Annotated in this window: 29 protein-coding genes, 1 pseudogene, 1 riboswitch and 2 other annotated features; of the genes and pseudogenes, 13 read left to right on the top strand and 17 right to left on the bottom strand. The window is 45.5% G+C overall.

Translation table 11 applies throughout. The features are described 5' to 3' along the window. The first annotated feature begins 115 nt into the window (after positions 1–115). Positions 116–1,405 (top strand): annotated as a pseudogene (locus tag ACFOGI_RS15695) (BCCT family transporter). Positions 1,406–1,508: 103 nt separating this feature from the next. On the opposite strand, the gene ACFOGI_RS15690 reads toward ACFOGI_RS15695, so the two are convergent. The 3 genes from ACFOGI_RS15690 to ACFOGI_RS15680 all read right to left on the bottom strand — a co-directional run bounded on the left by ACFOGI_RS15690 (position 1,509) and on the right by ACFOGI_RS15680 (position 3,096). After that, positions 1,509–1,949 carry a YueI family protein gene (locus ACFOGI_RS15690; protein WP_390274622.1) on the bottom strand — a complete coding sequence of 147 codons (441 nt, stop codon included), beginning with the start codon at positions 1,947–1,949 and terminating at the stop codon, positions 1,509–1,511. Positions 1,950–2,055: 106 nt separating this feature from the next. Continuing rightward, the gene (locus tag ACFOGI_RS15685; protein WP_390274620.1) at positions 2,056–2,229 is read right to left on the bottom strand and encodes a YfhD family protein; all 174 of its coding nucleotides are present in this window, start codon (positions 2,227–2,229) and stop codon (positions 2,056–2,058) included. Between the two features lie 63 nt (positions 2,230–2,292). Next, positions 2,293–3,096, bottom strand: coding sequence for a TIGR00266 family protein (locus tag ACFOGI_RS15680; RefSeq protein ID WP_390274617.1), 804 nt, complete (start codon positions 3,094–3,096; stop codon positions 2,293–2,295). Positions 3,097–3,204: 108 nt separating this feature from the next. Between ACFOGI_RS15680 and ACFOGI_RS15675 the strand changes: the two genes are divergently transcribed. Continuing rightward, positions 3,205–3,381, top strand: coding sequence for a hypothetical protein (locus tag ACFOGI_RS15675; RefSeq protein ID WP_390274614.1), 177 nt, complete (start codon positions 3,205–3,207; stop codon positions 3,379–3,381). Between the two features lie 225 nt (positions 3,382–3,606). Here ACFOGI_RS15675 and ACFOGI_RS15670 read toward each other — a convergent pair whose 3' ends face one another. Next, positions 3,607–4,221, bottom strand: a complete 615-nt coding sequence (locus ACFOGI_RS15670) for a spore coat protein (protein ID WP_390274612.1) — start codon at positions 4,219–4,221, stop codon at positions 3,607–3,609. A gap of 178 nt (positions 4,222–4,399) precedes the next feature. Here ACFOGI_RS15670 and ACFOGI_RS15665 point away from each other — a divergent pair, with 178 nt between their 5' ends. After that, a complete protein-coding gene (locus ACFOGI_RS15665) occupies positions 4,400–5,347 on the top strand; it encodes an MBL fold metallo-hydrolase (RefSeq protein WP_390274611.1) in 948 nt (315 codons plus the stop codon). A gap of 111 nt (positions 5,348–5,458) precedes the next feature. Here ACFOGI_RS15665 and ACFOGI_RS15660 read toward each other — a convergent pair whose 3' ends face one another. Next, entirely contained in the window at positions 5,459–5,851 is a 393-nt protein-coding gene (locus tag ACFOGI_RS15660; RefSeq protein ID WP_390274609.1) for a hypothetical protein, read from the bottom strand. Positions 5,852–5,874: 23 nt separating this feature from the next. After that, on the bottom strand, positions 5,875–6,630 hold the full coding sequence (locus ACFOGI_RS15655; RefSeq protein WP_390274607.1) for an exodeoxyribonuclease III: 756 nt from the start codon (positions 6,628–6,630) through the stop codon (positions 5,875–5,877). Positions 6,631–6,877: 247 nt separating this feature from the next. Here ACFOGI_RS15655 and ACFOGI_RS15650 point away from each other — a divergent pair, with 247 nt between their 5' ends. Genes ACFOGI_RS15650 through ACFOGI_RS15635 form a run of 4 tightly spaced genes read left to right on the top strand, consistent with a single transcriptional unit; the run spans position 6,878 to position 9,979 of the window. Further along, on the top strand, positions 6,878–7,240 hold the full coding sequence (locus ACFOGI_RS15650) for a GntR family transcriptional regulator (protein ID WP_390274604.1): 363 nt from the start codon (positions 6,878–6,880) through the stop codon (positions 7,238–7,240). Between the two features lie 21 nt (positions 7,241–7,261). Then, complete coding sequence (locus tag ACFOGI_RS15645; RefSeq protein ID WP_390274601.1) at positions 7,262–7,951, top strand: ABC transporter ATP-binding protein; 690 nt, start codon at positions 7,262–7,264, stop codon at positions 7,949–7,951. Then, on the top strand, positions 7,948–8,778 hold the full coding sequence (locus tag ACFOGI_RS15640; RefSeq protein WP_390274598.1) for a hypothetical protein: 831 nt from the start codon (positions 7,948–7,950) through the stop codon (positions 8,776–8,778). Before ACFOGI_RS15645 ends, ACFOGI_RS15640 begins: the two co-directional genes overlap by 4 nt. A 16-nt stretch (positions 8,779–8,794) precedes the next feature. Continuing rightward, on the top strand, positions 8,795–9,979 hold the full coding sequence (locus ACFOGI_RS15635; protein WP_390274596.1) for a hypothetical protein: 1,185 nt from the start codon (positions 8,795–8,797) through the stop codon (positions 9,977–9,979). 19 nt (positions 9,980–9,998) lie between these two features. On the opposite strand, the gene ACFOGI_RS15630 is transcribed toward ACFOGI_RS15635, so the two are convergent. Beyond that, positions 9,999–10,334 (bottom strand): thioredoxin family protein, encoded by a 336-nt coding sequence (locus tag ACFOGI_RS15630; RefSeq protein ID WP_390274593.1) that lies wholly within the window; start codon positions 10,332–10,334, stop codon positions 9,999–10,001. Positions 10,335–10,462: 128 nt separating this feature from the next. On the opposite strand from ACFOGI_RS15630, the gene ACFOGI_RS15625 reads away from it, so the two are divergent. From ACFOGI_RS15625 to ACFOGI_RS15615, 3 genes are all read left to right on the top strand, one after another. Beyond that, positions 10,463–10,681, top strand: a complete 219-nt coding sequence (locus ACFOGI_RS15625) for a hypothetical protein (RefSeq protein WP_390274591.1) — start codon at positions 10,463–10,465, stop codon at positions 10,679–10,681. A gap of 162 nt (positions 10,682–10,843) precedes the next feature. After that, positions 10,844–12,244: a YfcC family protein gene (locus ACFOGI_RS15620; protein WP_390274589.1), complete on the top strand. Its 1,401-nt coding sequence runs from the start codon at positions 10,844–10,846 to the stop codon at positions 12,242–12,244. A 12-nt stretch (positions 12,245–12,256) separates the two neighbouring features. Further along, positions 12,257–13,423, top strand: coding sequence for a M20 metallopeptidase family protein (locus ACFOGI_RS15615; RefSeq protein ID WP_390274586.1), 1,167 nt, complete (start codon positions 12,257–12,259; stop codon positions 13,421–13,423). A gap of 76 nt (positions 13,424–13,499) precedes the next feature. Here ACFOGI_RS15615 and lipA read toward each other — a convergent pair whose 3' ends face one another. The 9 genes from lipA to trpE all read right to left on the bottom strand — a co-directional run bounded on the left by lipA (position 13,500) and on the right by trpE (position 21,969). Further along, complete coding sequence (gene lipA / locus ACFOGI_RS15610; protein ID WP_390274584.1) at positions 13,500–14,444, bottom strand: lipoyl synthase; 945 nt, start codon at positions 14,442–14,444, stop codon at positions 13,500–13,502. After that, entirely contained in the window at positions 14,416–15,276 is an 861-nt protein-coding gene (locus tag ACFOGI_RS15605; protein WP_390274582.1) for a lipoate--protein ligase family protein, read from the bottom strand. The genes lipA and ACFOGI_RS15605 overlap by 29 nt, the downstream gene beginning before the upstream one ends. A 122-nt stretch (positions 15,277–15,398) precedes the next feature. Beyond that, a riboswitch (TPP riboswitch) is annotated at positions 15,399–15,502 on the bottom strand. Between the two features lie 70 nt (positions 15,503–15,572). Next, on the bottom strand, positions 15,573–16,364 hold the full coding sequence (gene trpA, locus ACFOGI_RS15600; protein WP_390274579.1) for a tryptophan synthase subunit alpha: 792 nt from the start codon (positions 16,362–16,364) through the stop codon (positions 15,573–15,575). 3 nt (positions 16,365–16,367) lie between these two features. Continuing rightward, entirely contained in the window at positions 16,368–17,573 is a 1,206-nt protein-coding gene (trpB, locus tag ACFOGI_RS15595; RefSeq protein ID WP_390274576.1) for a tryptophan synthase subunit beta, read from the bottom strand. After that, positions 17,551–18,189: a phosphoribosylanthranilate isomerase gene (locus ACFOGI_RS15590; RefSeq protein WP_390274574.1), complete on the bottom strand. Its 639-nt coding sequence runs from the start codon at positions 18,187–18,189 to the stop codon at positions 17,551–17,553. Before ACFOGI_RS15590 ends, trpB begins: the two co-directional genes overlap by 23 nt. A 1-nt stretch (position 18,190) precedes the next feature. Further along, the gene (gene trpC / locus ACFOGI_RS15585) at positions 18,191–18,976 is read right to left on the bottom strand and encodes an indole-3-glycerol phosphate synthase TrpC (protein WP_390274572.1); all 786 of its coding nucleotides are present in this window, start codon (positions 18,974–18,976) and stop codon (positions 18,191–18,193) included. Then, positions 18,977–20,002, bottom strand: coding sequence for an anthranilate phosphoribosyltransferase (trpD, locus tag ACFOGI_RS15580; RefSeq protein ID WP_390274570.1), 1,026 nt, complete (start codon positions 20,000–20,002; stop codon positions 18,977–18,979). Then, the gene (locus ACFOGI_RS15575) at positions 19,986–20,588 is read right to left on the bottom strand and encodes an anthranilate synthase component II (protein WP_390274568.1); all 603 of its coding nucleotides are present in this window, start codon (positions 20,586–20,588) and stop codon (positions 19,986–19,988) included. The genes trpD and ACFOGI_RS15575 overlap by 17 nt, the downstream gene beginning before the upstream one ends. Further along, positions 20,569–21,969: an anthranilate synthase component I gene (gene trpE, locus ACFOGI_RS15570; protein ID WP_390274566.1), complete on the bottom strand. Its 1,401-nt coding sequence runs from the start codon at positions 21,967–21,969 to the stop codon at positions 20,569–20,571. The genes ACFOGI_RS15575 and trpE overlap by 20 nt, the downstream gene beginning before the upstream one ends. 60 nt (positions 21,970–22,029) lie before the next feature. Next, positions 22,030–22,289, bottom strand: a binding site (T-box leader). 38 nt (positions 22,290–22,327) lie between these two features. Further along, positions 22,328–22,568: a binding site (T-box leader), on the bottom strand. A gap of 200 nt (positions 22,569–22,768) precedes the next feature. On the opposite strand from trpE, the gene ACFOGI_RS15565 reads away from it, so the two are divergent. After that, a complete protein-coding gene (locus tag ACFOGI_RS15565; protein WP_390274563.1) occupies positions 22,769–22,963 on the top strand; it encodes an SHOCT domain-containing protein in 195 nt (64 codons plus the stop codon). A gap of 217 nt (positions 22,964–23,180) precedes the next feature. Then, entirely contained in the window at positions 23,181–24,284 is a 1,104-nt protein-coding gene (gene ddlA, locus ACFOGI_RS15560; RefSeq protein ID WP_390274561.1) for a D-alanine--D-alanine ligase, read from the top strand. A 52-nt stretch (positions 24,285–24,336) separates the two neighbouring features. Here the strand turns inward: ddlA and ACFOGI_RS15555 are convergent, their stop codons facing one another. Next, positions 24,337–24,894: a nitroreductase family protein gene (locus ACFOGI_RS15555; protein ID WP_390274558.1), complete on the bottom strand. Its 558-nt coding sequence runs from the start codon at positions 24,892–24,894 to the stop codon at positions 24,337–24,339. A gap of 249 nt (positions 24,895–25,143) precedes the next feature. Between ACFOGI_RS15555 and ACFOGI_RS15550 the strand changes: the two genes are divergently transcribed. Next, a complete protein-coding gene (locus ACFOGI_RS15550; protein WP_390274556.1) occupies positions 25,144–26,163 on the top strand; it encodes a PTS transporter subunit IIC in 1,020 nt (339 codons plus the stop codon).

Genomic DNA, 26,163 nt, shown 5'->3' with positions numbered 1-26,163 from the left:
CATACACCTCCTAGAAGGTATTATCTCCATCTTTCTCTGGTCGATGAACTTATGCAATATCCATTTTGTGTAAATCTGATCCACATAGAAAAAGCTAAGTTAAAGGAGAGTTTTTATGAAGAATGTGACAAGCGTTTTTTGGTATTCTATTGCTATTTGTTTGGCTGTAGTCATATGGGGCTCTGTAGCACCTGTTCATCTGGAGGACATCTCTGCTGCAGTGACCACCTTTATTTCTGTTCGTTTCGGGTGGTATTATCTGCTAATTGTTGTACTTATGCTAGCTTTCTGTATCTATATCAGTTTTTCCAGGTACGGTAAGGTGAAGCTAGGAAAGGAACATGATAAGCCGGAATTCAGCCTTCCTACTTGGTTCGCTATGCTTTTCAGTGCAGGTATGGGGATGGGGCTAGTATTCTGGACGACGGCTGAACCTGTTTCCCATGCGTTTATCAGCACGCCTACCGCGGAACCAGGGTCTGATGAAGCAATCAGGGAAGGCCTGCAGTACTCGTTCTTCCACTGGGGTGTCCATGCATGGGCCGTTTATGGAATTGTGGCGTTGGTATTGGCCTATTTCAAATATCACAAAGATGCACCAGGCTTGATTAGTTGCGACATTAGTGTCGGTCTTTGGGGAAAAGAGCATGGGAGGCATACCCGGGAAGTTGATCGATACCCTGGCGGTCTTTGCGACGGTGGTTGGTGTGGCTGCCACGCTGGGTTTCGGTTCTGCACAAATTACAGGAGGGTTATCCTTCCTATTCAATACACCGGAAAACTTTACGATCCAACTGCTGGTACTGGTGATAGCCACCGCATTGTTCATTTTTTCTGCTTGGTCCGGAATTGGCCGGGGAATCAAGTATCTCAGTAACGTCAATATGGGTTTGGCCACCGTTCTCGTGCTGATGCTCTTCATTGTCGGGCCGACGCTTTATATATTGAACATGTTCACCAGCACGCTGGGGAGCTACCTATCGGATTTCTTTGATATGAGCTTCCGTCTAGCTCCACTTAATGAGGAAAATCGCGGGTGGATTAATGCTTGGACTGTCTTTTACTGGGCATGGTGGATTTCCTGGGCTCCATTTCTAGGTATCTTTATCGCAAGGATCTCCAAAGGCCGCACAGTAAAAGAATTTATGCTGGGTGTGCTGCTGATTCGGCTACGTTTGTGCTGGGAATGCTGAGTACCAATGGATTGCTTAACCCGAAGAATTCCGTGAAGATTACATGGGGGCTGACACAATCAGCTGTGGCAGCAATTATTGTATATTTCGGAGGAACCCAAGGTTTGCAGAATATGCTGATTATCGCTGCACTCCCATTTTCCTTGGTCATTCTCTTGATGGGGGGATCTTTTTATAAAGCAGTACGGTCTGAATATGGGCCTAAAAAGTAAGGTTATGAAGTGCTTCAACAAAGCCCCGACCAAGACTATGGAAGCTTGGCGGGGCTTTCTCCTTTGTTGGCTAACTAAAAGTGGGTGAGTCAATATCCGTTCATTACGAAAACCATTTTTTCAGTCTGGATAGTAAGGAAGGGGATTCTTTTGAATCGCTTTTCTGCTCGTCTGATTCCTCATCCATGAATATATGTTCTTTGTCGATTGCGTAATCGTAAGTAAGGACTGCTCCAATATCGGTATCATTTTCTTCATCCGTCAGGGTGGTATAATGTATATTATATTTCTTGGCAAGTTCCTTTTCTTCCTTGAGAAAGCGATGGGAAACATGGCCATTGATCAAAAGACTTGCTTCAGGGTTGGCCTTCATTTCACTCTCCAGAGCCTTCAAGCCTGAATCGCTCATAACCTGCCCTTTGGTCAGGGCAAGCACAATTCTTTCTCTTAAGGTTCCAAGGTATTTCTTCCTTTCCTCATCCTTCGGCAGCCTGACCCCATACATACCCTCTGTTAAATAATCGTCCACATTCTTTTTACTCATTGAAAATTCCTCACTTTTCACGCATTTTTGCCCATTTTAACAGAAATAACAAAAGGCATAAAAGGGTATCTCCTTTATGAGATACCCTCCCTTTTTCAGTGGAAAACTATTTTCGCTTCGCTCGACGGTCAGCTTCCCTGCTCCTTTGCTGGGCAACCTTGTCGGCTGTATCGGCAAACTCTTCAGCGAACTCAATATCACGGCCGTCTGACACTTGGTTTTTCGGTGTCTGCGCCAAAAAGTTATTTTTCTTTTTATTATGCTCATCTCTGCCCATCATGATCACCCCTGTTAAGTGGTTACATCTGTAGTATGGCTTTTATCATGGGGGCCATCCCTGCCATTATTTTCTGTCTCCGCCTAATATATCAAATAAGCCGCCAGCAATGCTTCCTTCTCCTTGCTTACTATTCGATCCATCCCGTTGTGGGGTGGCAGCAAAAATTCTGCTCGCAAGTCTACTGAAAGGCAGGGACTGGACCCATACCGTTCCTGGACCTCTCAAAGTGGCAAAATATAGACCTTCGCCTCCAAACAGAGCCGTCTTTATTCCCCCTATATACTCGATATTGTAATCAACCTGCTCTGTCATGGCGACTAGACATCCAGTATCCACACGAAGTGTTTCTCCTGCGGAAAGTTCCTTTCTCTGAATCGTCCCACCGGCGTGGATGAATGCCATGCCATCACCTTCCAATTTCTGCATAATAAAGCCTTCTCCACCAAAAAAACCGGCTCCCAGTTTTTTCTGGAACTCCACCCCAACAGATACACCCTTGGCTGCCGCAAGAAAAGAATCCTTTTGGCAGACCAGCTTACCATTTACCGTGCTTAGATCCATAGGAATTATTTTCCCGGGGTATGGAGCAGCAAAAGAGACCTGTCTCTTACCGTTTCCTTGATTGGTAAATGTGGTCATAAATAGGCTTTCTCCTGTCAACACCCGTTTTCCTGCTCCGATCAACTTTCCGAACAATCCATCTTGCTGGCTTGTTCCATCACCGAAAATGGTTTCCATTTGGATGCCGTCTTCCATCATCATCAAGCTGCCTGCTTCTGCAATGACCGTTTCTTGGGGGTCAAGCTCAACCTCGACAAACTGCATGTCATCTCCATGAAGTTTATAGTCAATCTCATGATTATTCATCTTAGCCATCTCCTTTTATCCCAATAATGTATTCATACGTTTCATCCTTCATTTGGATTCATATAAATAGGTGATTCAGCAATACTAAGAGAAAAAGGAGGAACTATTATGTCTGGGAAAGATGAACGTTGCAGAGCATGTGAGGGAACAGGAATGCTGGCAGATGATGAGGGCTGGCAATATACATGCAGCATTTGCAGGGGAGATGGTTCCTATAGCCAGGATGATGCAGCTAAAGGGGCTAGGATAATGGAAGTGGATGAAACAAACCGGCTTCTTGATTGACCAACCTTATTTGGAGAGGTTCTTCATTGTCTCAGATACAAATGGGGGAGGTCTGAAAAAGGGACTTGCTCTCTTCTTTATAGGGAAATGCTCCGGGCAAAAAGCTCAGAGCATTTTTTAATGTCAAATGCCTGGTCTTTATCAGGGGTGAAGTCAATGATAGAATGACCAAAAACAGCAGTCCAAGCAAATGGCCGGTCGGACTGCTGTTCAGGCTAATTTCCATTAATGGGACATCGGGTTTTGAATTGGGGCGAAACTGTTCATATATGCCTGCATATCCTGTTGCTTCAATTGAGGCACTTGGTAATATTGGTTTTTATTCTGATATTGGAATACTTCGTACGCCATTTCGATGACATGGGGGATACTGTCGGCAAACACTCTGCGAAGGACAGGGTTTGTCGCTTCCAGGGCTGTCATGGTAAAGGCGGAAGCACAAGTTTTTAGGTGTCCCATCATGAAACTGGAGATGCACTGGTCATTCAGCTCATTGACAGATTGAGCAGGTGTTTTTGGCGAAGAAGGCTGCATGCCATAAACGACATCATTACCTTGGGCCATATTATAAGTCTGTGTCTTGACGGATGGTTCTTTTCCAGTCTGGAGTGTCTCCACGATGGTGTTATATGTCTGGGAAAGATAGGCTTTGTGCTGTTGAAGCATGGCCTTCAGTTCAGGATCTTGGATATGGTCCTGATACAACAGGTAGTGTTCCAACGTTCCAACGACCCCGGAAATCGCCTCATGGGCATCCAGCATTTCATGGCCGCCATGACTCTCCTGTGCTGACATTTGGGAAGTACCCTGTAAGTTCTGGTTTTGTTGCTGATTATCCATTGCCATAACCTCCTAATCATTTTCCTGTTTATTTTAAGCAGATTGATGCAAGTTATTCATCCGAAATGAGGGAGGAGAATCGTTATTTTACTGGATAGGAAAATGAGGAAAAGTACGATCAATTCCTTGAAAACTGTGCTACTATGGGGTAAGAGACCGAATACATAGGAGGCTGCATATGGAGGAAAGAGAGCCTATACGGCTGGATGATCGGATATACCTTATTGATGGATTCGATTTAGGGGTGCCTGACCGTACTGGTACTTACGTGTTGGATGAAGCGCAGCTCACCATTGTTGAGACAGGACCGAGTCCTTCTGTGAAGCATGTCAAAAAAGGGCTGGAATCACTTGGCTATTCTCTTGATCAGGTGCGGTATATTATCGTGACCCATATCCACTTGGACCATGCAGGAGGTGCAGGACTGCTATTGAAGGATTGCCCGAATGCCAAAGTGGTTGTCCATCCGCGGGGAGAAAAGCATTTGATCAATCCCAAAAAACTTGCGGCAGGAGCGAGAGCAATCTATGGTGAGAGCTTTCAAGAACTGTTTGAGCCAATCATTCCTGTTCCAGAGGAGAGGCTGCTATTGAAAGCCGATGGTGACACCCTTCAGATTGGACCTGAATGCCGATTGGAATTTTTGGATACGCCAGGTCATGCCAAGCATCATTTCAGCATTTTTGATCCTGTAAGCAAGGGAATTTTCACCGGTGATACAGTAGGAATCCGCTATGAACATCTGGCGAGGGATGGGGTGCAGTTGTTTCTGCCTTCTACTTCACCGAACCACTTTAATCCGAATACCATGCAGACATCTATTGAACGTATTTCTGATTTGAACCCACGAAGGATTTATTACGGCCATTTTGGAATGACCGAGCAGCCACAAAAAGCATTGGACGAAGTCTCCAAATGGCTGGATGTATTTGTGGAAGAAGGGGAACAGGCTTTGACGGAAGGAAAGGGCTATGATGAATTGTCACGCCGCATGCTTGGCAAAGTGAGGAAGTATTTGCAGGATGAAGGGATTCCGGATGACCATGAGGCATATATCATTATCAATTTGGACATGCAGGTCAGCGCTCTTGGCATCATCGATTATTTTAAAACAATTCAACAGTAGAAGTGCGGAACCATTCGTGAGACTCATTTGGATGAACGAAAGATTTACTGTTCCCTGGAGAAAAGGCCCGGAGATATATCCGGGCCTCTTCCATGTAGATTAAATTACCTATTACTTCTCCTGTGTAGACCTCAAAAAAGTAAGGATAAGAAAAAATAAAAAGCTGAGTAAAAGGACGGTGCCGCCTGCAATGAAATAGACAGTTACAAATGTCTCCGGTAAAGAAAACGGACGGAGATAGTAGAGCCACATTCCACTGGTCAACCCGACGGTTCCTATGATTGCGCTCCAGACATGAAGGGCAGCCAAAACATGGGAAGACGGGGTGAACACCTTGTAATAGACCGCCCAAGAAAACAGGGATAGCCAACCGACTACAAGAACGTGGGCGTGGATGGTTTTAAATTCCAAGCCGCCAGCACCAGCCATATGAGAGCCAAGTACGGCACCTAAAAAGGCAAACACAGCGGAAAAACGAAGCAGGACTTTACTGTAGCTTTGCATAGAATCACTCCTTATTTTTTATATCAGCTATTTATCTCAAGCATAATCGGGCAATGGTCGCTTCCCAGCACTTCAGTGTGAACTTGGGAATCAACCAGGGAATTTTCCAATCGATTGGAGACAATGAAGTAATCGATCCGCCAGCCCACATTTCTTTCCCGGATGGTTTTCATATAGGACCACCATGTATATAGGCCATCTGTATCCGGGTAGAAGTAACGCAATGTATCAATGAATCCTGCATTAAGCAGGCGGTCCATCTTTCCCCGTTCTTCTGTAGTGAATCCAGAATTGCCATGGTTTGTCCGATCATTCCGCAGGTCGATCTCTTTATGGGCAACGTTCAAATCACCACAATATATGACAGGTTTTTTTTCGTCCAGCTCCATGAGGTGTCGGTACAGTTTATCTTCCCATTGCAGCCGGTAGTCCAGACGGCTTAAATCTCTTTTGGAATTTGGTGTATAGACATTGACCAGATAGAAGCCTTCAAATTCAAGGGTGATTATCCTGCCTTCTTCTTCTATATCTTCGTTTCCCACTCCATATTTGACGGATAAGGGCTCTTCCTTTGTAAAGACTGCAGTTCCAGAATACCCCTTGCGTTCAGCATAATTCCAATACTGGTAATATTCTCGGAGTTCCAAGTCGATTTGCCCTTGTTGAAGCTTTATTTCCTGAAGACAGAAGATATCTGCATCTACTTGATGAAAATAGTCCATGAAGCCTTTGCGGACACACGCCCTTAATCCATTCACATTCCAAGATACAAGTTTCATAGATAGCACCTTTGCCCTTTCTGTTTTATATGGCTGCTTTCCCTCATTTTAGCATATAGATATGACCTCCTCGAAATCTGTCGAGGGTTTTTCTATGGAAAACTATTGACCTCGCAAGTGTATGAACCGTATAATACATACCAACAGCGTATTACCCTATTAATACACCTATTTTTTTGCGTTTAGTGTATTAAGGTCATAATACACTTGAGGAAGGCATCTGAACGAATGGTTAGGAGCTGTTGCTATGGAAGTGAAATTGAATAACCGAGACCCTGTATATGTGCAGGTGATCCGGCATTTCAAGGAGCAGATTGCAGTGGGGCAATTGGAGCCAGGGCAGGAGATACCCTCTCGGAGGGAGCTCGCCAACAAGCTGAAGATCAATCCAAACACCGCACAGCGTGCATATAAGGAAATGGAGGAAGCTGGTTTGATCTACACAGAGAGGAACCTCCCAAGCAAAGTGACAAAGGATCAGGCTACACTGTTGGCGGTAAGGGAGGAGCTCATTACAGAGGCGGTCGATAGTTTCGTGGCATCTGTCCGGCCAATAAATGTGCCGTTGGAGGAACTGATCGGACTGATTAAAGCAAAATACAATTCGTAAATGATCAAGGGGGGAGCTTAGGTGATTGAAGTCCATGGAATTACCAAGAAGTTTGGAAGAAAAATAGTATTGGAGGATGTCTCCTTTACAGCAGAGAAGGGGGAGATTACCTGCTTGATAGGAATTAATGGAGCAGGTAAGACAACTATCATGAATGCCATTATGTCCATGACTCCAGTGAAGGGAGGACCTATCCTGGTGGATGGCTGTGAAATGGATAAAAGCAGTTATGAGAAGGTTACATTTATACCTGACGCTATTACCATGCTTCCGCAAATGACCATTGCAGACGCTATGCAGTTCATGAGCGACTTTTATAAGGGGTGGAACGAAAAGCGGGCAGCAGAACTATTGACCTTTTTCCGTTTGAAACAGGAGGAGCGGATTTCTGACCTTTCCAAAGGGAACAGAGCAAAGGCTAATTTATTGCTGGGTCTGGCTCTTGATGTGGATTACCTGTTGATGGATGAGCCATTTTCCGGTATCGACATGTTCAGCAGAGAGCAAATTGCTGAGGTGTTTACCAGCCATCTTGTAGAGGGAAGAGGGGTGCTGATTACTACGCATGAAATCAATGACATCGAACATCTGATAGATAAAGTTGTTATGCTGGACGGCGGAAAGGTCGTCAAAGAATTCCGGACAGAAGAAATGCGGGAGGAAGAGGGTAAATCAGTGGTCGACGTCATGAGGGGGGTATACCAAAAATGAAGTTTTTGAAATTGGTAAACTTTGAACTAGGCCGGTTTATGAAAATCTATGTAGCTTTGGCAGCTATTACAGTGATTTCCCAATTCACTGGAGTCATCGTCAAATCCAAAGAATACTTAGAACAAGCGGATACAATCATGCTTGAGCAATCGATCAATATTGGAACGTATGTGCAAAATTATAGTGCCATGACTATGAAGCAAGTGACACAGAGTTTATGGTTTATGGGGCCGATCGCCCTTTCTGCAGCAGCACTGATCTTCTATTGCTTTTTCATCTGGTACAGGGACTGGCTTGGAAAGAATACCTTCATTTATCGCCTGCTCATGCTGCCTACTGCCAGGCTGAATATTTTATTGGCAAAGGCTGCAGCCATCTTTCTGATGGTGCTTGGCTTAATCTCATTGCAGATCGTTTTGTTGCCAGTGGAAAGTACCTTGTTGCAATGGATGGTACCGACAGATCTCAGAATGGATATGAATACACATGCAATCATCGAAAGTTTCTTTCTTTTGCGGATAATCATTCCTGATACTTTCACAGGTTTTCTGGTTGCCTATGGAATCGGCTTCATGGCAGTCTTCATTCTGTTTGTTGCCGTGCTCTTGGAACGGAGTTTTCGGCTGAAGGGGGTTTTACTGGGAGCGGGTTATGCCATTCTTGCGGGCCTATGCTTTTTGGCCCCGCTGATCCTGCATATAATTCCGGAAACCCGTTGGCTTTACCCGGGAGAATTATTTGCAGTTGAAATAGTATTGCTCATGCTGGTTACAGGTGTTTCCATCTGGCTGGGGAACTTTTTGCTAAAGAAAAAAGTCACTGTTTAACAAAGGGGGAGAAATGATGCGTTATTGGAAATTGATTGCTCTTCCTGTCATAATCATCCTGGTTACAGGAGGCTATTATGTGCAGAATGCTATGGCAGGGAATGATTATCCGGATTTCAGTTTTAACAAGGTAGATGGAGCGGAAGAGGCAGTGGAAGATGTGACCTTATTAGCTAATTATCACGAAGGCAGGTATGGAGATGCTGTCAAAATATCTGGGGATGGATCGGTGTATTATCAAGATCTTTCCTATATCGACCGTCTGGCAGGCAACCTGCACAAGGACCCTGCGATTGCATCTCTTCAGAAGGAGTACCGGGGGTTCATGAGGGGTAAGCATGCCAATGCTAGTTATTTCAGTCAATATAAAGATGTCCTGGCGTTTGCCTCGGTTGAAGAGTCTGATAGCCGATATTCAGTAGTAGTCGATACACTTCATACAGAGTCAGAAGAGAGCTCTTCCTTCCGGGTGAACTTGCCTGACAGCGAGGAATACCGGATGATGTATACGGAATCGGTGGAACTCACTGACGGAGTATTGACTATATTTGCCAGGAGTTTCCGGGCAGGCAACGATGAACTCCATTACTACCGCGTGGATATGGACAGCGGGAAGCTGGTTGGTTCCGGACAATTACATGATGATACAGGTTCTCCGGGAGAAGGAAGCTGGACGGAAACGAGATCTCTTTCTCAAAATAGGCAAGGCATCGCTGCTGCTGAATATAGCGTATTCCAGGTAAATGAATGGGAAGAGGTGCCTGGACCGGATGGCAACACCCAACCTCAATCAGCAGTCAGTGAACTTGTCCTGTTTCACCATGCCACAGGAGATAAGGAAGTCTTTGATGTTCCAGAAGATCTAAGAGGTTCACTGCATACAGCTGTATTGGATGGTTCTACTCTATATCTAAGCAGGCCGAGTCAGGCGGGGACGGAGATCATGGCTTTTGAGTTGACAGACAGGAACATGGAGAAAAGTAAAAAGGTTGTCCAGCTGCCACTGGCTAGTGCTGATAGTGGGGAGTCAGTAGCTGATCTTGCTGTTAATGATGGGAAAATGTATATCGCAGGTAACGGAGTATCAGACCCACGACTTTTCATTGTAGAACTAACAAGTGGTGAAGTACTCTATGAAGGTGTAATCGATGCAGGCCAACATCAAGGAGAGTTGATGGTCCATGAATTGTTGATTCCATAAGCGGAGGGGCCGGGAATAATTATCCGGCCACATGGTTATATAATTTGTCCAACTTTTCTTCCAAAAGGTCCATATGGACGATGCGTGCTTCACGGATATACTCTTTTCCTTCCCAGAAAACAAGCAGGACCGGCACAGTGAAAATGGAGAAACGACCGGCCAGTTCCTCTATTTGTTGGGCATCTGCATGCCCCAACTGCATTTTGAGATAATTATCCATCAGATTCTGAACTTGCGGTTTGAGGCCGTGGCATACACTGCAGTTCGGGCGCGAGATATAGAGGAGTGCCAACTGATTTGTACGTATCCATGCATCTACTTCTTCTAGACTGTTGAGCTCATGAAATTCTCTCACAGAACTAGCACCTCCTATCAGGTATTGAGCAGATTATAACAAAGAACTCGTCCCCAGGCATGTCTGGAGGTTTATATTCTGCTGATAAAAGGAAAATGTCTATAAAACCTGAAGAATGGGGTGACACAATGGCTGAAAAAGGCAAGGAACGAATCAAGGATAATAAAAGCAGGGCAAATGAAGAAGATCGCAGTGAACTGGATGGCTTCAAAGAGCAGCAACTGGTTGATGACGTGCCAATGGAAGATTTAAAAATAGAACAGAAACATGAAAAGGAAAAGTCCAATTCCCAAGATGCTTCCCAAAGTGAACGAAAGTATACGACAAACGACGGGGAAGACAATTAATCGATAGAAATGGAAGCACCCCCCTGTATCGAATCAGATACAGGGGGGTGCTTCTTAATGATGGCTTACCATGGATTAAATGCAATTTTAGGTCAATTGTGTTATCTGCCTATTTTTTGTATAATTGTACTTCATGTAAAATCAGGGAGGAAGAGAAGAAAGATGGAGAAAGAAAATGGGAAGCGTAGAAGGAAATTTGAATTTCCTCATGTATTTGTCATTTTATTCAGCTTTATAATTGTCGTAGCTATTACTACATATTTTATACCTGCTGGAGAATATGAACGGGAAGTTAGTGAAACGGGCACTGAAACAGTAATCGATGGAACCTATTCCACCGTGGAAAAGACTCCGGTCGGGTTCTTTGATATATTCCAGTCTGTCCATGCAGGGATGGTCAACTCCTCAGCAATTATCTTCTTCATTTTTATTGTAGGAGGAGCTTTCGGTATCTTGAACGCCACCAATGCACTGAATAGGGCATTCGGTTCATTATCCAGGAAGCTTTCAGGGAAAGAGATGCTGATCATCCCGATTACCATGACTGCTTTTGCGCTTGGCGGTGCCACGTTTGGGATGGCAGAAGAAACCATACCATTCATCCTGGTCATGGTGCCGGTCGCCATGATGGTGGGCTTTGACTCGATTGTCGGGCTTGCTATGGTACTAGTCGGTGTTTATGCCGGGTTCATTGCTGCTTTCATGAATCCTTTTACGATTGGAGTGGCTCAGGGGATCTCTGGACTGCCGACATTCTCAGGTATGGGAGTACGTGCAGTGTTCTTTGTCATTTTCCTTGCAGCCAGTATTATCTATGTCATGCTTTATGCCAGGAAGATAAAGAAAGACCCATCGAAGAGTATCGTTTTTAAAGAGGATGCCAAGAGGAATGATAAAATAAATTTGGATGATCAGCCGGCGATGACCAAGCGCCATGTTCTGATCATCATCGTTTTGATCTTGACAGTGATTGGCCTCGCCCTTGGGGTTACTCTCCAAGGATGGTACATGCAGGAGATTGCCGGATTGTTCCTGTTAATGGGGATCATTGTCGGCTTTATTGCCAAGATGCGGGTGAATGAGATAGCACAGTCTTTCCTTAAAGGTTGTGAGGAACTTGTGGTAGGAGCACTTGTTGTTGGCTTTGCTTACGGGATTTTAGTTATACTTCAAGATACCAATACCATTGACACTTTGCTATACGGCATATCATCGATGGTGTCCGGCCTGCCTTCAAGTCTCGCGGCACTAGGCATGCTTTTCACACAAGGTTTGCTGAATTTCATCGTACCATCTGGAAGTGGACAGGCAGCCTTAAGTATGCCGATTATGGCACCTTTAGGAGATTTGTTAGGGGTCGATCGCCAGACAGCTGTATTGGCTTACCAATTCGGTGATGGGATTTCCAATATTCTCACCCCGACAGCAGGAGTTCTGATGGCTTCCCTGGCTGTTGCAAAAATCTCTTGGGTGAAATGGGTGAAATGGGTTTGGCCGCTCATTCTCATCTGGTATCTATTGGCAGCAATCTTCGTCACTGTTGCACATTTGTTTATCTGGTAGGAGGAATGGGAAATGGTGGAAAATGTTTATCATAGGCTGGAAGAAATTTACCCGGAGATGGTGGAGCTTCGCAGGGATTTTCACATGTATCCCGAGCTATCTCATCAGGAAGAGATAACACCTGAAAAAATAGCTGAATATTTGAAGAGCCTTGGCATAGAAGTGAAAACCGGTGTAGGCGGCCGTGGAGTGATTGGTGTTCTAAAAGGCGGGAAGCCCGGACGGACGATCGCTTTGCGTGCTGATTTTGATGCTCTCCCGATTCAAGAAGAGAATGATATCGATTATAAATCCCGGATCCCAGGTGTTATGCATGCATGTGGCCATGACGTGCATACGGCTTCCTTGCTCGGTGTAGCGAAAGTATTGAGTGAAGTCCGGGAGGAAATCAGCGGTACCGTAGTCTTTGTCCATCAATTTGCTGAAGAAGCTACACCAGGCGGCGCTCATAAGATGATGGAAGACGGCTGTCTCGAAGGTGTCGATGTTATTTATGGCGCCCATGTGATGTCCACAGAAGCATTTGGTTCCTGTACAGTGAAGGAAGGCTACTTCTCTTCAGCTCAGGACGACTTTCACATTAAAGTTTATGGGAAGGGAGGCCATGGGTCCGAACCTCATAACACGGTCGACCCGCTCGTAACCGGAAGTCAGTTGGTCGTGAATCTTCAACAGATTATCAGCCGAAGGGTAAGTCCGCAAAGTGCAGCAGCTCTTACGGTTGGTTCCTTTCATAGTGGTAAAGCAACGAATGTGATACCCGATACAGCTGTAATCAAAGGAACAGTCCGCACGTATGACAGGGAAGCTCGGGATATCATCGAGCAATCGATGAAGCAAATTGTCAAAAACACTTGTGAAGCAGCTGGGGCAGAAGTGGAGATGGACTATGTGAGAGACTGTCCGTCCATTTGGAATGACCCGGAAGAGACGAAACTGGTCCGGGAGAAGGCTGTAAAACTATTTGGAGAGAATGCTGTCAACACAGAGGAGCCGATGTATGGAAGTGAAGATTTTGCCTTCTATCAGCAAGAGGTGCCGGGAGTCTATTTCACAGTAGGTGGAGGAAATCCTGAAATAGATGCTGTCTATCCGCATCATCATCCTAAATTCAAAGTGGATGAACGAGCCATGCTTCATATCGGCCGGATGTTCATTCATCTAACATTATCCTCATAATAGCTTCGTTTTTAGTGTAGGAAAAACACCAGCCGTCTGGGCAAGCAGGGCTGGTGTTTTTCTTTTTTATGCTTAGTTAGAATTGAAAATCGACCTCTGTCTTTTCTTGTTCTTCAACGCCTTTCATATATTTAACCCGGCGTTGGGCTGATGCGTTGCTGACTTGCTCATCGGCGTGGTAGGAGGAACGTACCAGAGGACCGGCTTCACAGTGAGTGAATCCTTTTTCGAGCGCAATCTTTTTCAGTTCTTCAAATTCATCCGGATGATAATAGCGCTCTACTTGCAGATGTTTTTTGGTTGGCTGGAGGTATTGACCAATTGTAACAATATCCACGTTATGTGCACGCAAATCATCCATTGCTTCGATAATCTCCTCTTTGGTTTCTCCGAGCCCCACCATGATACTGGATTTAGTCGGTGTGTTTGGAGCAATTTCCTTCACTCGTTCAAGGAGCTGAAGGGAACGGTCGTACATGGCGATAGCCCTTACTTTTTTAGTAAGACGGCGAACCGTTTCGATATTATGATTGAAAATATCCGGTCCGCTGTCCATCAAGGTATGAAGACTTTCATAGTCACCCTTCATATCGGAAGGAAGTATTTCAATTGTCGCTCCTGGATTTCGTTTGCGGATCTGACGGACGGTTTCAGCAAATACTGCCGCCCCTCCATCTTTCAAATCGTCTCTTGCGACCGCGGTGACCACTACATGTTTCAATCCCATTACTTCGACAGATTCGGCTACCCGCTGTGGTTCTCCCCAATCGAGCTCATTTGGGAGTCCTGTCTTCACAGCACAAAAGCGGCATCCTCTTGTACAGGTATCCCCCAAGATCATGAAGGTAGCTGTTTTTCGTTCACTCCAACACTCATGCAGGTTTGGACAACGAGCTTCCTCACAGACAGTGTTCAGCTTTTTATCACGCATCAAGTGTTTCAGTTTCCTGTAGGATTCATTTGTGTTGATTTTCGTCTTCAGCCATTCAGGTTTACGTATGTACTCTGCTTGCTTCGCCATTGTTAACACGCTCCTTGGATGTATTATGTGTCCATGCTTCCGATGAGTATTTTGTTTCCGCCAGCTGGTGAACTTCCTCCCACTGTTCCTCGGATAGGGTGAATGGATGCAGATGGATTCCAAGACCATCCTCGAATCCTTTCTTGAACGCTGATGTCATTTCCTCATAAGACAACTGTTTACCTGTCAGTTGTGCAATATCTGCTGCTTTTCCGGCAAAGGCCTTGCGCTTCCGTTCCCGGTGCTTTTCGGAGGAGAAACGAAACAAGTCGAAAAGCATCCCAGTATTCATGCTTATTGGTATAGAACCGTGCTGGAGGACTACTCCATCTTTTCTTGTCTGGGCATTGCCAGAGATTTTTTTACCATCTACGACCATCTCATAGAATGCTGGCTTTTCAAAGCAGATGGATGTTCTCTCTCTATCCCGCTTTTTTTCTGGAACAGAAAAGTCTGCAGCAATTCCAATATTTTTGTACCCTTCCAGGACACCTTGAGAAAGGACATGATATGCTTCCTGGACAGAGGTCGGGATGGAGGGATCCTGTTCATTGATGACAAGGCTATAGGTCAGTTCATTGTCATGAAGGACAGCGCTTCCTCCTGTCAGCCGCCGTACAAAATGGCAGTTATGCCTGTGCACAGCATCCAGGTCGATCGTGCTCGACTTTTGAAACCGTCCGAGGGACAGGCTTGGCTTAGACCAACCGTAAAATCGTAATGTCGGAGGAATCTCACCTTTGCTGTGCCACTTCAACAATGATTCATCCAAAGCCATATTGATGGCTGCATCCTGGATACCGCTGTCCAGGTAGGCCCATTCTTTCTCCACATCGTTACCTCCTGTTCCTCATTAAACTGGGATACGGCATTTGTACCCTTTGCGCCCCCATAAAAAAAGAGACTGCACTCACGGAGAATGCAGTCTGACAATATATGAAAAAAAGAGTACATATATAATCAACTGCACTTTCCCACGCTAGCATTATCTAAATCGGGTGCAAGGGTCAGGGCATCTTGCCCCTCTCAGCCGTGGTCCAGCTCCCCTAGTGCTTAAATGGTTATTCGATACTATGCTAACCTATATTCGTTCAATTGTAAATGTTGGTAACAGTGCAGTAATTAATTTTATAACTTTACTTTTGGTTGTGTGCTTTCCTGGATGAGCTGTTTCACGGTCTCTGTCTCTCCTTGATGGAGGAGGTCCACAATTCTGCTGCCGACAATGACACCATCACCCGCATTGCTAAGCTCTCTTGCTTGTGCGGCGTTGGAAACTCCGAATCCTGCCAATACAGGAACATTGCTATATTCTTTGAGCTTTTCCAAGAAGCCTTTCACTTTTTCGTTATGAGTAGCTCTCACGCCGGTAGTGCCGATAACAGAAACAGCATAGAGGAATCCTTCTGATTTCCCAGCAAGTTCTGAAAGCCTTTCATCCGGACTCGTCATGGCAGCAAGCTGGATGAACGCTATGTCTTTTTCGTTCAAAAACCCGTTGATGGTATGCTGTTCCTCCAGAGGGAGGTCGGGAATAATGACACCATCCACCCCTGCTTGATCACAAGCATTGGCAAAACGCTCTGGCCCGTAAATTAGTATGGGATTGAAATAGGTCATGAGAATGACTGGAATGCTGCGTTTTTCTTTAAACGAGGAGAGGTGATCCAATACCATGGAAAGGGATACCCCTTGTTCCAAGGCTCGGATTCCCGCTTCCTGAATGGTTGGTCCATCTGCCACTGGGTCGGAGAATGGTATACCCAACTCCACAGCGGAAGCCCCGCATTCTTGCAAAAAGGTGATACGTTCTTCCAAGATATCCAGACCACCGTCACCAGCCATAATGTATGGAACAAACAGATTTTGGCCTGTATCCTGTTTTTGCTGTAATGTTTTCTTCAATTTTTCTTTCCCCATTTATTAATCCTCCTCGATTCTCTCTTTTACTTGGTCTACATCTTTATCTCCTCGGCCGGATAGGCAGATCACGAGAGATTGGCCTTTGCCCATCTGCTGTGCCAGCTTGACCGCATATGCAACAGCATGAGCACTTTCCAGGGCTGGGATAATTCCTTCCGTTCTGGACAAGTATTGAAACGCCTCCAAGGCCTCTTCATCCGTGATGGAAGTATATGTCACTCTTTCTGTTGCATGCAGGTGGCTGTGTTCTGGACCGACCCCTGGATAGTCAAGCCCTGCAGAAATGGAGAAAGCTTCCTCAATTTGGCCATTGCTGTCCTGCAGCAAGTGTGTCATCGTACCGTGCAGAATACCGACTTTCCCTCCAGAGAGTCCAGAGAGGGTAGCTGCATGTTTATCCGTATCCAAGCCTTCTCCGCCTGCCTCAACTCCATATAGCTTTACCTCGCTGTCTTCAATGAAAGGATGGAACATCCCCATGGCATTACTGCCGCCACCGACACATGCCACGACTGCGTCGGGAAGGCCGCCTGTTTGTTCCTTCATCTGTCTCTTCGTTTCTTTTCCGATCACCGATTGGAAATCACGGACAATCTGTGGAAAGGGGTGTGGGCCTACCACGGAGCCAATGATATAATGAGTATCCTCTACATGACTTACCCAGTATCGCAATGCCTCGTTCACTGCATCCTTCAAGGTGCCGCTGCCTTGGGAAACACCGCGCACCTCAGCACCGAGCAATTCCATACGGAACACATTCAGCTTCTGGCGCCGGATGTCCTCTTCTCCCATGAATACCACACATTCCAGGTCAAGGAGGGCACAAACTGTTGCAGTCGCTACACCATGCTGGCCTGCGCCGGTCTCAGCAACCACTTTCTTCTTTCCCATCCTCTTTGTTAACAAAGCTTGGCCGATAGTGTTATTGATTTTGTGGGCGCCCGTATGGTTCAAATCCTCCCGTTTCAAGTAGATATCGGCGCCACCAAGTTTCTTCGATATATTTGCTGCATGATACAAGGGGGTCTCGCGGCCGATATATTGTCTCAGATAATAATCAAGTTCATCGACAAAGCTCGGGTCTTTAACTGCGTTGATATAGGCTTCCTCTAATTCCTTCACGGCGGGCATCAAAAGCTCCGGTACAAATTTTCCACCGAAATCTCCATATCGCCCTGATTTGTCAGGCATGGTATATATGGTCACTGGGCTCATCCTTTCTAGTCTGTTTTGCTTTCTTAATGAATTCTCTTATTTTTGCCGGGTCTTTTTCGCCATTGGTTTCCACACCACTGGAGACATCCACTGCTGCCGGGTTTACCATTTCAATTGCCTGTTGAATATTGGCAGGTGTCAAGCCGCCGGCTAGTATGGTCTTGTTTCTGCTGACTGGCAGGGTTTCCGTCATGGACCAGTTGAATGTCGTGCCATTACCACCACGATTCTGTCCCTTTGGACTATCGATCAAATAATAATCACAAGGGTATTTTTCCATCCCCTCTAATTCCTGCGGAGAGAAAGGGAAGGCCTTGATTGTCTTATAAGGCAGTTCTTGCACCTTTGATTCTGATTCGTCACCGTGCAACTGGATGTAATCCAACCCCACCTGGTTGGCAATCTGCAGGATGTTTTCGGTACTCTCATTTACAAAAACTCCCACAGTATTGGCATGCGAGGGGAGGGAATGGGCAATCAATGCAGCATCTTCAGGGGTGATCCTTCGTGTGCTCGGAGCAAAAACGAATCCGATGAAATCCGCTCCAGCCTGTATAGCGGTATGTGCCGTGCTGATTGTCTTCACTCCACAAATTTTCACCTTCATACTATTTCACCTCTTTCTCTTGGGTTGTCAGCTGCAATTCGTGAAAGGTATCCTGCAGGTTAACGGATCTCATCAAGGTTTCACCGACCAGTATAGCGTTGGCTCCTGCTTCCTTGGCACGGAGCACATCGCCACCTGTTCGAATTCCACTTTCTGATATTAGGATGGTATCCGGGTTGGCAACCATTGAAGCCAGCCTCTCCGTTGTTGCTAAATTTACTTCGAAGGTGTTGAGATCACGGTTGTTGATTCCTATGATTTCAGGATCCAGTTGAAGTACCTGGTGCATTTCTTCTTCATTATGCACTTCGCATAACACTTCCAAATCCAGGCTGCATGCATACTGGTAGAGACTATGCAGCTGTTCATCCGATAGTGCTGCTGCAATCAGAAGAATAATATTGGCCCCTGCATCCTTTGCCTGATCTATTTGGATAGGGTGAATGATGAAATCTTTGCAAAGAATAGGTAGTTCAACCGCTTCTCTGACTGCTTTCAAATCTTCCATGGAACCATTGAAAAACGTACGGTCGGTTAATACGGAAATCGCAGAAGCACCTGCTGCCTCATATTGCTTTGCCTGCTCAACAGGGTCAACATCCAATCGTATTTCCCCTTTGGAAGGAGATGACCGTTTGATTTCGGAAATGATGCACATCCTGTCGCTATCCTTCACCCTTTCCCTGAAACTAGTGACGGACTTAGGGTGCGATCGATGGAATTCCTTCTTTTTTAATTCTGCTACTTCTTTTTCTTTTTCCGTGATGATTTTATCCAGTATGGACATTTAAAGCACCTCGCTTGGGATTTTACTGCTATATTCAACCAATTGGTTCAGCCTTTCCAATGCCGCCCCTGATTCGATACTTTCTCTGGCTGCTTCGACACCTTCCCGGATGGTCCGTGCCTCCCCGTTGGTGAAGAGGGCGAGACCGGCATTCAGCAGAACTGTGTCATAGTAGGCTCCTTTTTTGCCATGTAGAACGCCCTTTAAGATCTCTGCATTTTCTTTGGAATCGCCTCCGCGAATGTCGTCCATGGTATAGGTTGGCAAGCCGACATCTTCGGGATAGAGAGAAATGGCTTGTTGTTTTCCGTTCTCCAAGACAATTACATGGTTCTCTCCGGCCAAGGAAGCTTCATCCATATTGCCTGCTCCATTCACTACCACCCCGCGTCTTCTTCCGAGTTGATGCATGGCCTCGGCAAGGAGGGGAAGAAGTTCTTTTCGATAGACACCTATCAGTTGGGTTTCAAGGTTTACCGGGTTGGTCAATGGACCGATTGCATTGAAAATAGTAGGTACACCGAGGCTTTTACGGACCTGGGTGAAAGGTTTCAATGCTGCATGGACATGGGGGGCGAAGAGGAAAGCTATGTTGTTTTCCTCCAGCATTTCTTCTACTTGTTCCTTGGAGAAGGAGAGAGACACACCGAGATGTTCCAAGACATCTGCACTTCCAGTCCTGCTGGAAATGCTGCGGTTCCCATGCTTGGCAATCTTCACCCCTGCACCGGCAATGACGAAAGCGGAAGTGGTGCTGATATTAAAGCTGTATGATTGATCTCCACCTGTTCCGCAGTTGTCCATGGCATGCAACACCGGACCTGTTTGGAAAGAGGATCGGGACCGGATGACTTCCACCATGCCGGTAATCTCTTCTGCAGTTTCTCCTTTAGCTTGCAAAGCAGTAAGGAAGGAGGCTATTTCAGCTTCTGTAATCGAGTCCGTAAAGCATTTATTCGTTGCCTCCTTCATTTCCGCGAGACTTAAGTTCTGTTGGTTAATCAGCTTGTTAAGATATTGTTTCACTTAAATTACTCTCCTCTCTAATCACGTTCAAAAAGTTGCGGATGATATCCTTGCCTGTTGTGGTTCCTATTGACTCTGGGTGAAATTGGACACCGTACACAGGATACTCCTGATGTTTTATCCCCATGATCTCCTGATCATCATCTGATTTGGATTCAATCTCCAGCTGAGTGGAAGCAGGCAGACGGTCGATGACATAGGAATGATAACGCATGACCTCCACAGGGTTTGGCAGACCTTGATACAACCCTGATGCATTATGGGTGATGGGAGAAGTCTTTCCATGCATAATGACCTTCGCTGGTCTCAAGGAGCCCCCCAAAGCCTGGGCGATACATTGTTGACCAAGACATACACCGAGAATAGGGATGCTTTGATGAAAGTGCTGGACGGCCTCCAGGCAGATTCCTGATTCATTCGGAAGGCCGGGTCCTGGTGAAATGATCACTGCCTCGGGTTTCATCTGCTCTATTTCTTCCAGAGTAATCTGATCGTTTCGTTTAACCGTCACATGTCTGGATTCCTCTGATAGATATTGATAAAGGTTGTAGGTGAAAGAATCATAATTATCCAGTAATAAAATCAATGTTATTCACCTCCATGAGTGATTTGGCCTTCTGCATGGTCTCTCTGTATTCATTCTCTGGCAGAGAATCATAGACAATGCCGGCTCCGGTTTGCAAATATGCTAGAGAGCCTTTGATTACCAAGGATCGGATGGCTAGCGCGATATTCACATCCTGATTGAAGTTAATGAACCCCACACCGCCGGCATAAACGCCCCGTTTCTTCTCCTCTAAGTTGTTGATAATTTGCATGGCTCGGATCTTAGGAGCACCAGATACAGTGCCGGCAGGGAGACAAGATGCCAGAGCATCGAGGGGCGAAAGTCCTTCTCTCAACCGACCTTTCACTTCTGAAACGATATGCATGACATGTTGGTATTTTTCTATTTTCATATAAGTCGGTATGGTGATGCTGCCTGTTTCGCATACCCGGCCTAGATCGTTTCTGCTTAAGTCTACGAGCATACGATGTTCTGCGATTTCTTTCTCATCCGCAAGCAGTTCCTTTTCCAGAGCGATATCTTCCTCTCCCGTTCTTCCGCGCGCCCGGGTTCCAGCGATTGGATTAGTGATAATATCGCGGCCTGTTGTCTGAACCAGACTTTCCGGAGAAGCGCCCAGGACGAGGTAATCGTCAAAGTCAATGTAAAACATATAGGGGGAAGGATTCGCTTTCCGAAGCTTCCGGTAGAAAGAGAAAGGGTCACCTGAAAATTCGGCCTTCATCTTTTGAGATAGCACTATTTGGAAAACATCACCCCGCTGTACATGCTGCTTGGCTGTTTCCACCTTTTTATGAAAATCTTCCGGTAAAGTGTCTGGTTGGAACTCGATATGATCGACCGGACGCTCTTTGGCCGGTGAAGGAGAAGCAAGCATGTTTTTCAGCCCTTCCAATCGACTGGCTAGATCTTCCTCCGTGTGATTATCGTCAGCGTTTATGGCAATCAAATAGATATTTTCCTTGCTGTGATCATAGACGATTGTATCCTGATATATCATGAAGTGTATGTCAGGCATTTCGAGTTCATCCGGCAAACCCTCTCCAATATACTCATACTGCCTGATGGCATCATAGCCGATATAACCGACAGCTCCTCCAAAAAAAGGGAGGGGGAGATCGATATCAATGGTCGGAAGGTTTTCCTGTATGTAGGTGAGTGCACGCTGTTCGAATGTCCGGGTTGTACCATCCGAGTGTCCAATATCGGTAGTTGTACTGCCGTGACTCAGTATTTCCCTGTAGGGGTCAGCTCCTATAAAGGAGTACTTTCCTTTTTCTTCATGTGGAAAGCTGCTCTCCAGAAGAAACTTTTTTCTACCTTCAACCCTTTTGAAAATCTCAATAGGGGTCAGTGTGTCTGCATTCATTTGAATCATTTTGTATGGAGGCTGTCCCATCACCTTCATCCTTTCTGAATTAAATTAAAATGCCCTCTGCAGATACATTCCATTGTATCTGCAGAGGGCGTCGGGCCGCGGTGCCACCTCTGTTGAAAAGGGAAATTTCCTTTCCATCTCTTTGGATCAGGATCATGATTGATCCCCTATCCTATCCCTGTAACGGGGGAAACCGAGCTTCCCTACTGATACGGGCTGTGCCCAAATGTTAAGGAAACCACTCGTAAGCCCATTCGGTATTGTTGCGTACCGGATTCCCAGCTTCTCCGGCTCTCTGTAACGCATTGGCAATACGTACTATTCTTACTCGTTGATTTGCTAGCTATCAAATTATAGACAAAAAGACCCCTCTCCATAAAAAAAGGACGAGGGGCCGTGGTACCACCTTTATTAGCTGAAAAACAGCTCACTTTGGGACAGGAAACGTTGTTTCCTGTCTTTCCCGGGTAACGATGGGATGAAATCGCCAAAGCCTACTGCTGAACGGTTCGGTTTGGAGCTCGGAAGTCCATTCATCTATTGAAGCACACTGGTTTGCACCGGCCACCAGCTCTCTATAGAGATCCATATAGATTACTAATCTTCTTCATCGCTTCATTCATTTATTGTTAATAATGTTAGAATAATTGGAAATAAAAGTCAAGGGGGAATGAGAAAATTAATAAATATTCTTCATTTGTGCTAATCCATTCAATTCTTCATTTCCCGGGAAATACCGACAGAAATTCCCTATACTATGTCGAACTGTGATTAAGAGCCTACGTGAAAAGGGAAGGATAAAAGCAGAGGTGATGTTATGTTGACGGAAAGTTTTGTTCGAGTGATATTGACCTTTATTGTACTGATAGCAATCATTGTTATCCTTGTCCGTTTCCGTGCTTCAAAACCGGGCAGGAGGTCTCGAGATTCATTGGATATTCTCAAGGAAAAGATGGAAAAAGGGGAAATAAGCAAGGATGATTATGAGGAGGCAAAGCGGAAGAGGGGAAAGTAGACCTGCTCGGATCGCCTAATGCTGCTCGTCATGCAGACTTATCACCGCTCTGTTGAAATCGGCGTCTTGCTATAATCATAAAATCCCTTATTTCACTTCTATGTCCAGGCTCTTTTATGCTATTTTAAGTATAGGTTTTTTGTTTCGTGGGTGGCTGCCTACGTAAGATATAAAAACTTGTATGCAGCCAGCCGATTTTGAGAAGGAAGGTGTCGTGATGGGAAAGATAAAAGTAGGAATTATTTTTGGCGGCAAGTCTGCAGAGCATGAGGTATCCCTGCAATCTGCCAAAAATATAGTGGAGGCCATAGATAGAAAAAAGTATGATATCGTGTTGATTGGAATAGATAAGAACGGAAAGTGGCAGGTGAATGATCCATCGTCCTATTTAGTAAATGCCGACAATCCGAAACAAATCAAGCTGAGTAAGTCTGATGAGAATGTTGCCATAGTTCCTGGTGCCACAAGGAACCAATTCATTCATCAATCCACTTATGACCAGCTGGATCAGCTTGATGTTGTATTTCCAATTGTTCATGGGACGTTGGGGGAAGATGGCAGCCTCCAAGGAATGCTTCGCTTGATTAATCTGCCGTTTGTAGGCCCCAGTGTACTTGGATCCTCTGTATGCATGGACAAAGATGTTGCGAAGAGACTATTGAAGGAATCCGGAGTCAATGTGGCCAAGGGGCTATCCTTTACCAGAGCAAAAAAAGAAAAAATCGATTACGACGAGGCGGTAGATTATCTGGGAACCCCGATGTTCATCAAACCGGCCAATCAAGGATCTTCTGTTGGTGTCAGCAAGGTGTCAACTAAAGAAGAATTTGAAAAAGCAGTAGACGAAGCCTTCCAATACGATCGCAAGCTGATTATCGAAGAAGGCATTGATGGACGGGAAATTGAATGCTCCGTCCTGGGGAATGAAGAGCCAAAAGCATCTAAATTGGGAGAAATCCTCCCTCAATCTGATTTCTACTCCTATGAGTCCAAATATATCGATGAAAAAGGAGCAGATTTGGCCATCCCTGCAGACCTCCCACAAGATGTAACGAACAAAATGCAGCAGGTGGCTGTAGACGCATTCGAAGCATTACAGTGTGAAGGACTTGCACGAGTGGATTTCTTTTTGACTGATGATGGGGAGATTTATGTGAATGAAGTGAATACCTTGCCAGGGTTTACGAAGATCAGCATGTATCCTAAACTTTGGGAGATCAGCGGGCTGCCCTATGAAGAATTGATCAATCGTTTGATTGAATTAGGTTTGGAGCGTTATCAGCAGGAAAAGAGCCTACGGAGCAGCATGTGGGATCAATAAATGAAAACACCAAATGTCCAGGACATTTGGTGTTTTTAGCTACTGTCACGATTTATCCTTCATAGCGGGTGAATTTATCATCCACACTGATTCTGTCCTTGGCAGGTGGCTGTTCGTCAAAGTAGCCCATATGAATGAAGCCGACAATTTTTTCGTTTTGGCCCACGCCGAGAACTTCCTTCACCTTCGGGTCAGAGATATGTGGATTTGTTTTCCAACATATGCCCAGCTGTTTTTCCCAAGCAAGCAGCCAGAAATTCTGAATCATGGCGGCTGTTGCTGCAAAATTTTCTTCCCATTGCTTGGAGGCTTCTGGTTCCTCCATCACTACTACGAGGATGGCATTCGGTTCGTTCAGATAATCTTCCCTGTTCTGTTGCCTTTCTTCCGGATAGGTAGATGCAACTTTCTTGGAAAAATCAGGTAGCTTATCCTCTCCGACAAAAATAAACCTCCAAGGCTCCCGCATTCCATGATTAGGTGCCCAGATAGCATCGTCCAACAAGTTGCGGACGTCTTCCTCTTTGACCTCTTTATCTGTATATCCTTTTTTCACCGCACGGCGATCACGGATCAATTTGGCTAATTCTGTACTATTTGCTGCTTCCATCACGTTTTCCTCCGCCCCTTTAATAGGATTGAATATCCTTAAGAAATTTCAGTTAAGATTTTAGCTGAAATACTCTAGAAAAGCAAATGGAGGTGGCTCTGTGACAGGCAGGGTGAAGGAAGGCATGGTACCGCTCAAGCATTTCATCTTGATAAAATACAGATAAATAGTAATATGAATATATATTTGGGATACATGATGGAAGTATTGTGAACGATTTCACTAATGAGAGTGGGAGGAGAATGGATATTGAGAACTTTCTTAGCTCAAAAGGGTGTTACTTTATCGGTTAGGGAGTACACCATTACGGCCTTGAGTTACATGGCATTAGGGCTATTTTCATCCTTGATCATCGGCCTGATCATAAAGACGATTGGTGAACAGGTGGATATGCTTTCCTATATGGTTGAGATGGGCGAATTTGCCATGGATTCTAAAATTATGGGGGGAGCTATTGGCGTAGCGATCGCTTATGGATTAAAGGCTCCGCCGCTTGTGTTGTTCTCTGCATTATTTGCCGGTGCTTTCGGTGCAGAGATAGGGGGGCCAGCCGGCAGTTATGTATCTGCGCTTTTTGCCACTGAAATCGGGAAAATGGTATACAGAACAACAAAGGTGGATATCATCGTTTCTCCATTGGTAACTATATTTGCCGGTTTTACAGCAGGCAGCATAATAGGGCCGCCCATCGACTCATTTATGGTCGGGTTCGGTGAATTGATCAATTGGGCAACCGAACAGCAGCCGGTGCTAATGGGGATGTTGGTTGCAGTTTTGATGGGACTTGCCTTAACTGCCCCTATTTCTGCTGCCGCTATTGCTATTATGCTTTCATTGGATGGGATGGCAGCTGGTGCAGCAACGATAGGATGTGCAGCACAGATGGTTGGCTTTGCGGTATCAAGTTACCGGGATAATGGCTTTGGAGGTCTCATTGCTCAAGGGGTGGGGACATCCATGCTTCAGGTAGCCAATATTATCCGCAAACCACTGATCCTGCTCCCGCCAGCCGTTGCTGGAGCTGTTCTTGCCCCGGTTGGAACTGCATGGTTGGGAATGGTCAGTAATGCCGAAGGTGCTGGTATGGGGACGAGCGGATTCGTCGGCCAGATCATGACATTCCAGTCCATGGGTTTCACGCTCGAAGTATTTTGGAGTGTGCTCTTTTTGCATATCGTCGGTCCGGCAGTCATCAGTCTTTTGTTATCGGAATGGTTCCGGAAGATGAGGTGGGTCGAGGATGGAGACATGCGGATAACCTATGAATGA

The sequence above is a fragment of the Virgibacillus xinjiangensis genome, assembly GCF_042643145.1.
Classification (GTDB): domain Bacteria; phylum Bacillota; class Bacilli; order Bacillales; family Amphibacillaceae; genus Virgibacillus_O; species Virgibacillus_O xinjiangensis.
This window is presented reverse-complemented; position numbering and strand designations above follow the sequence as displayed.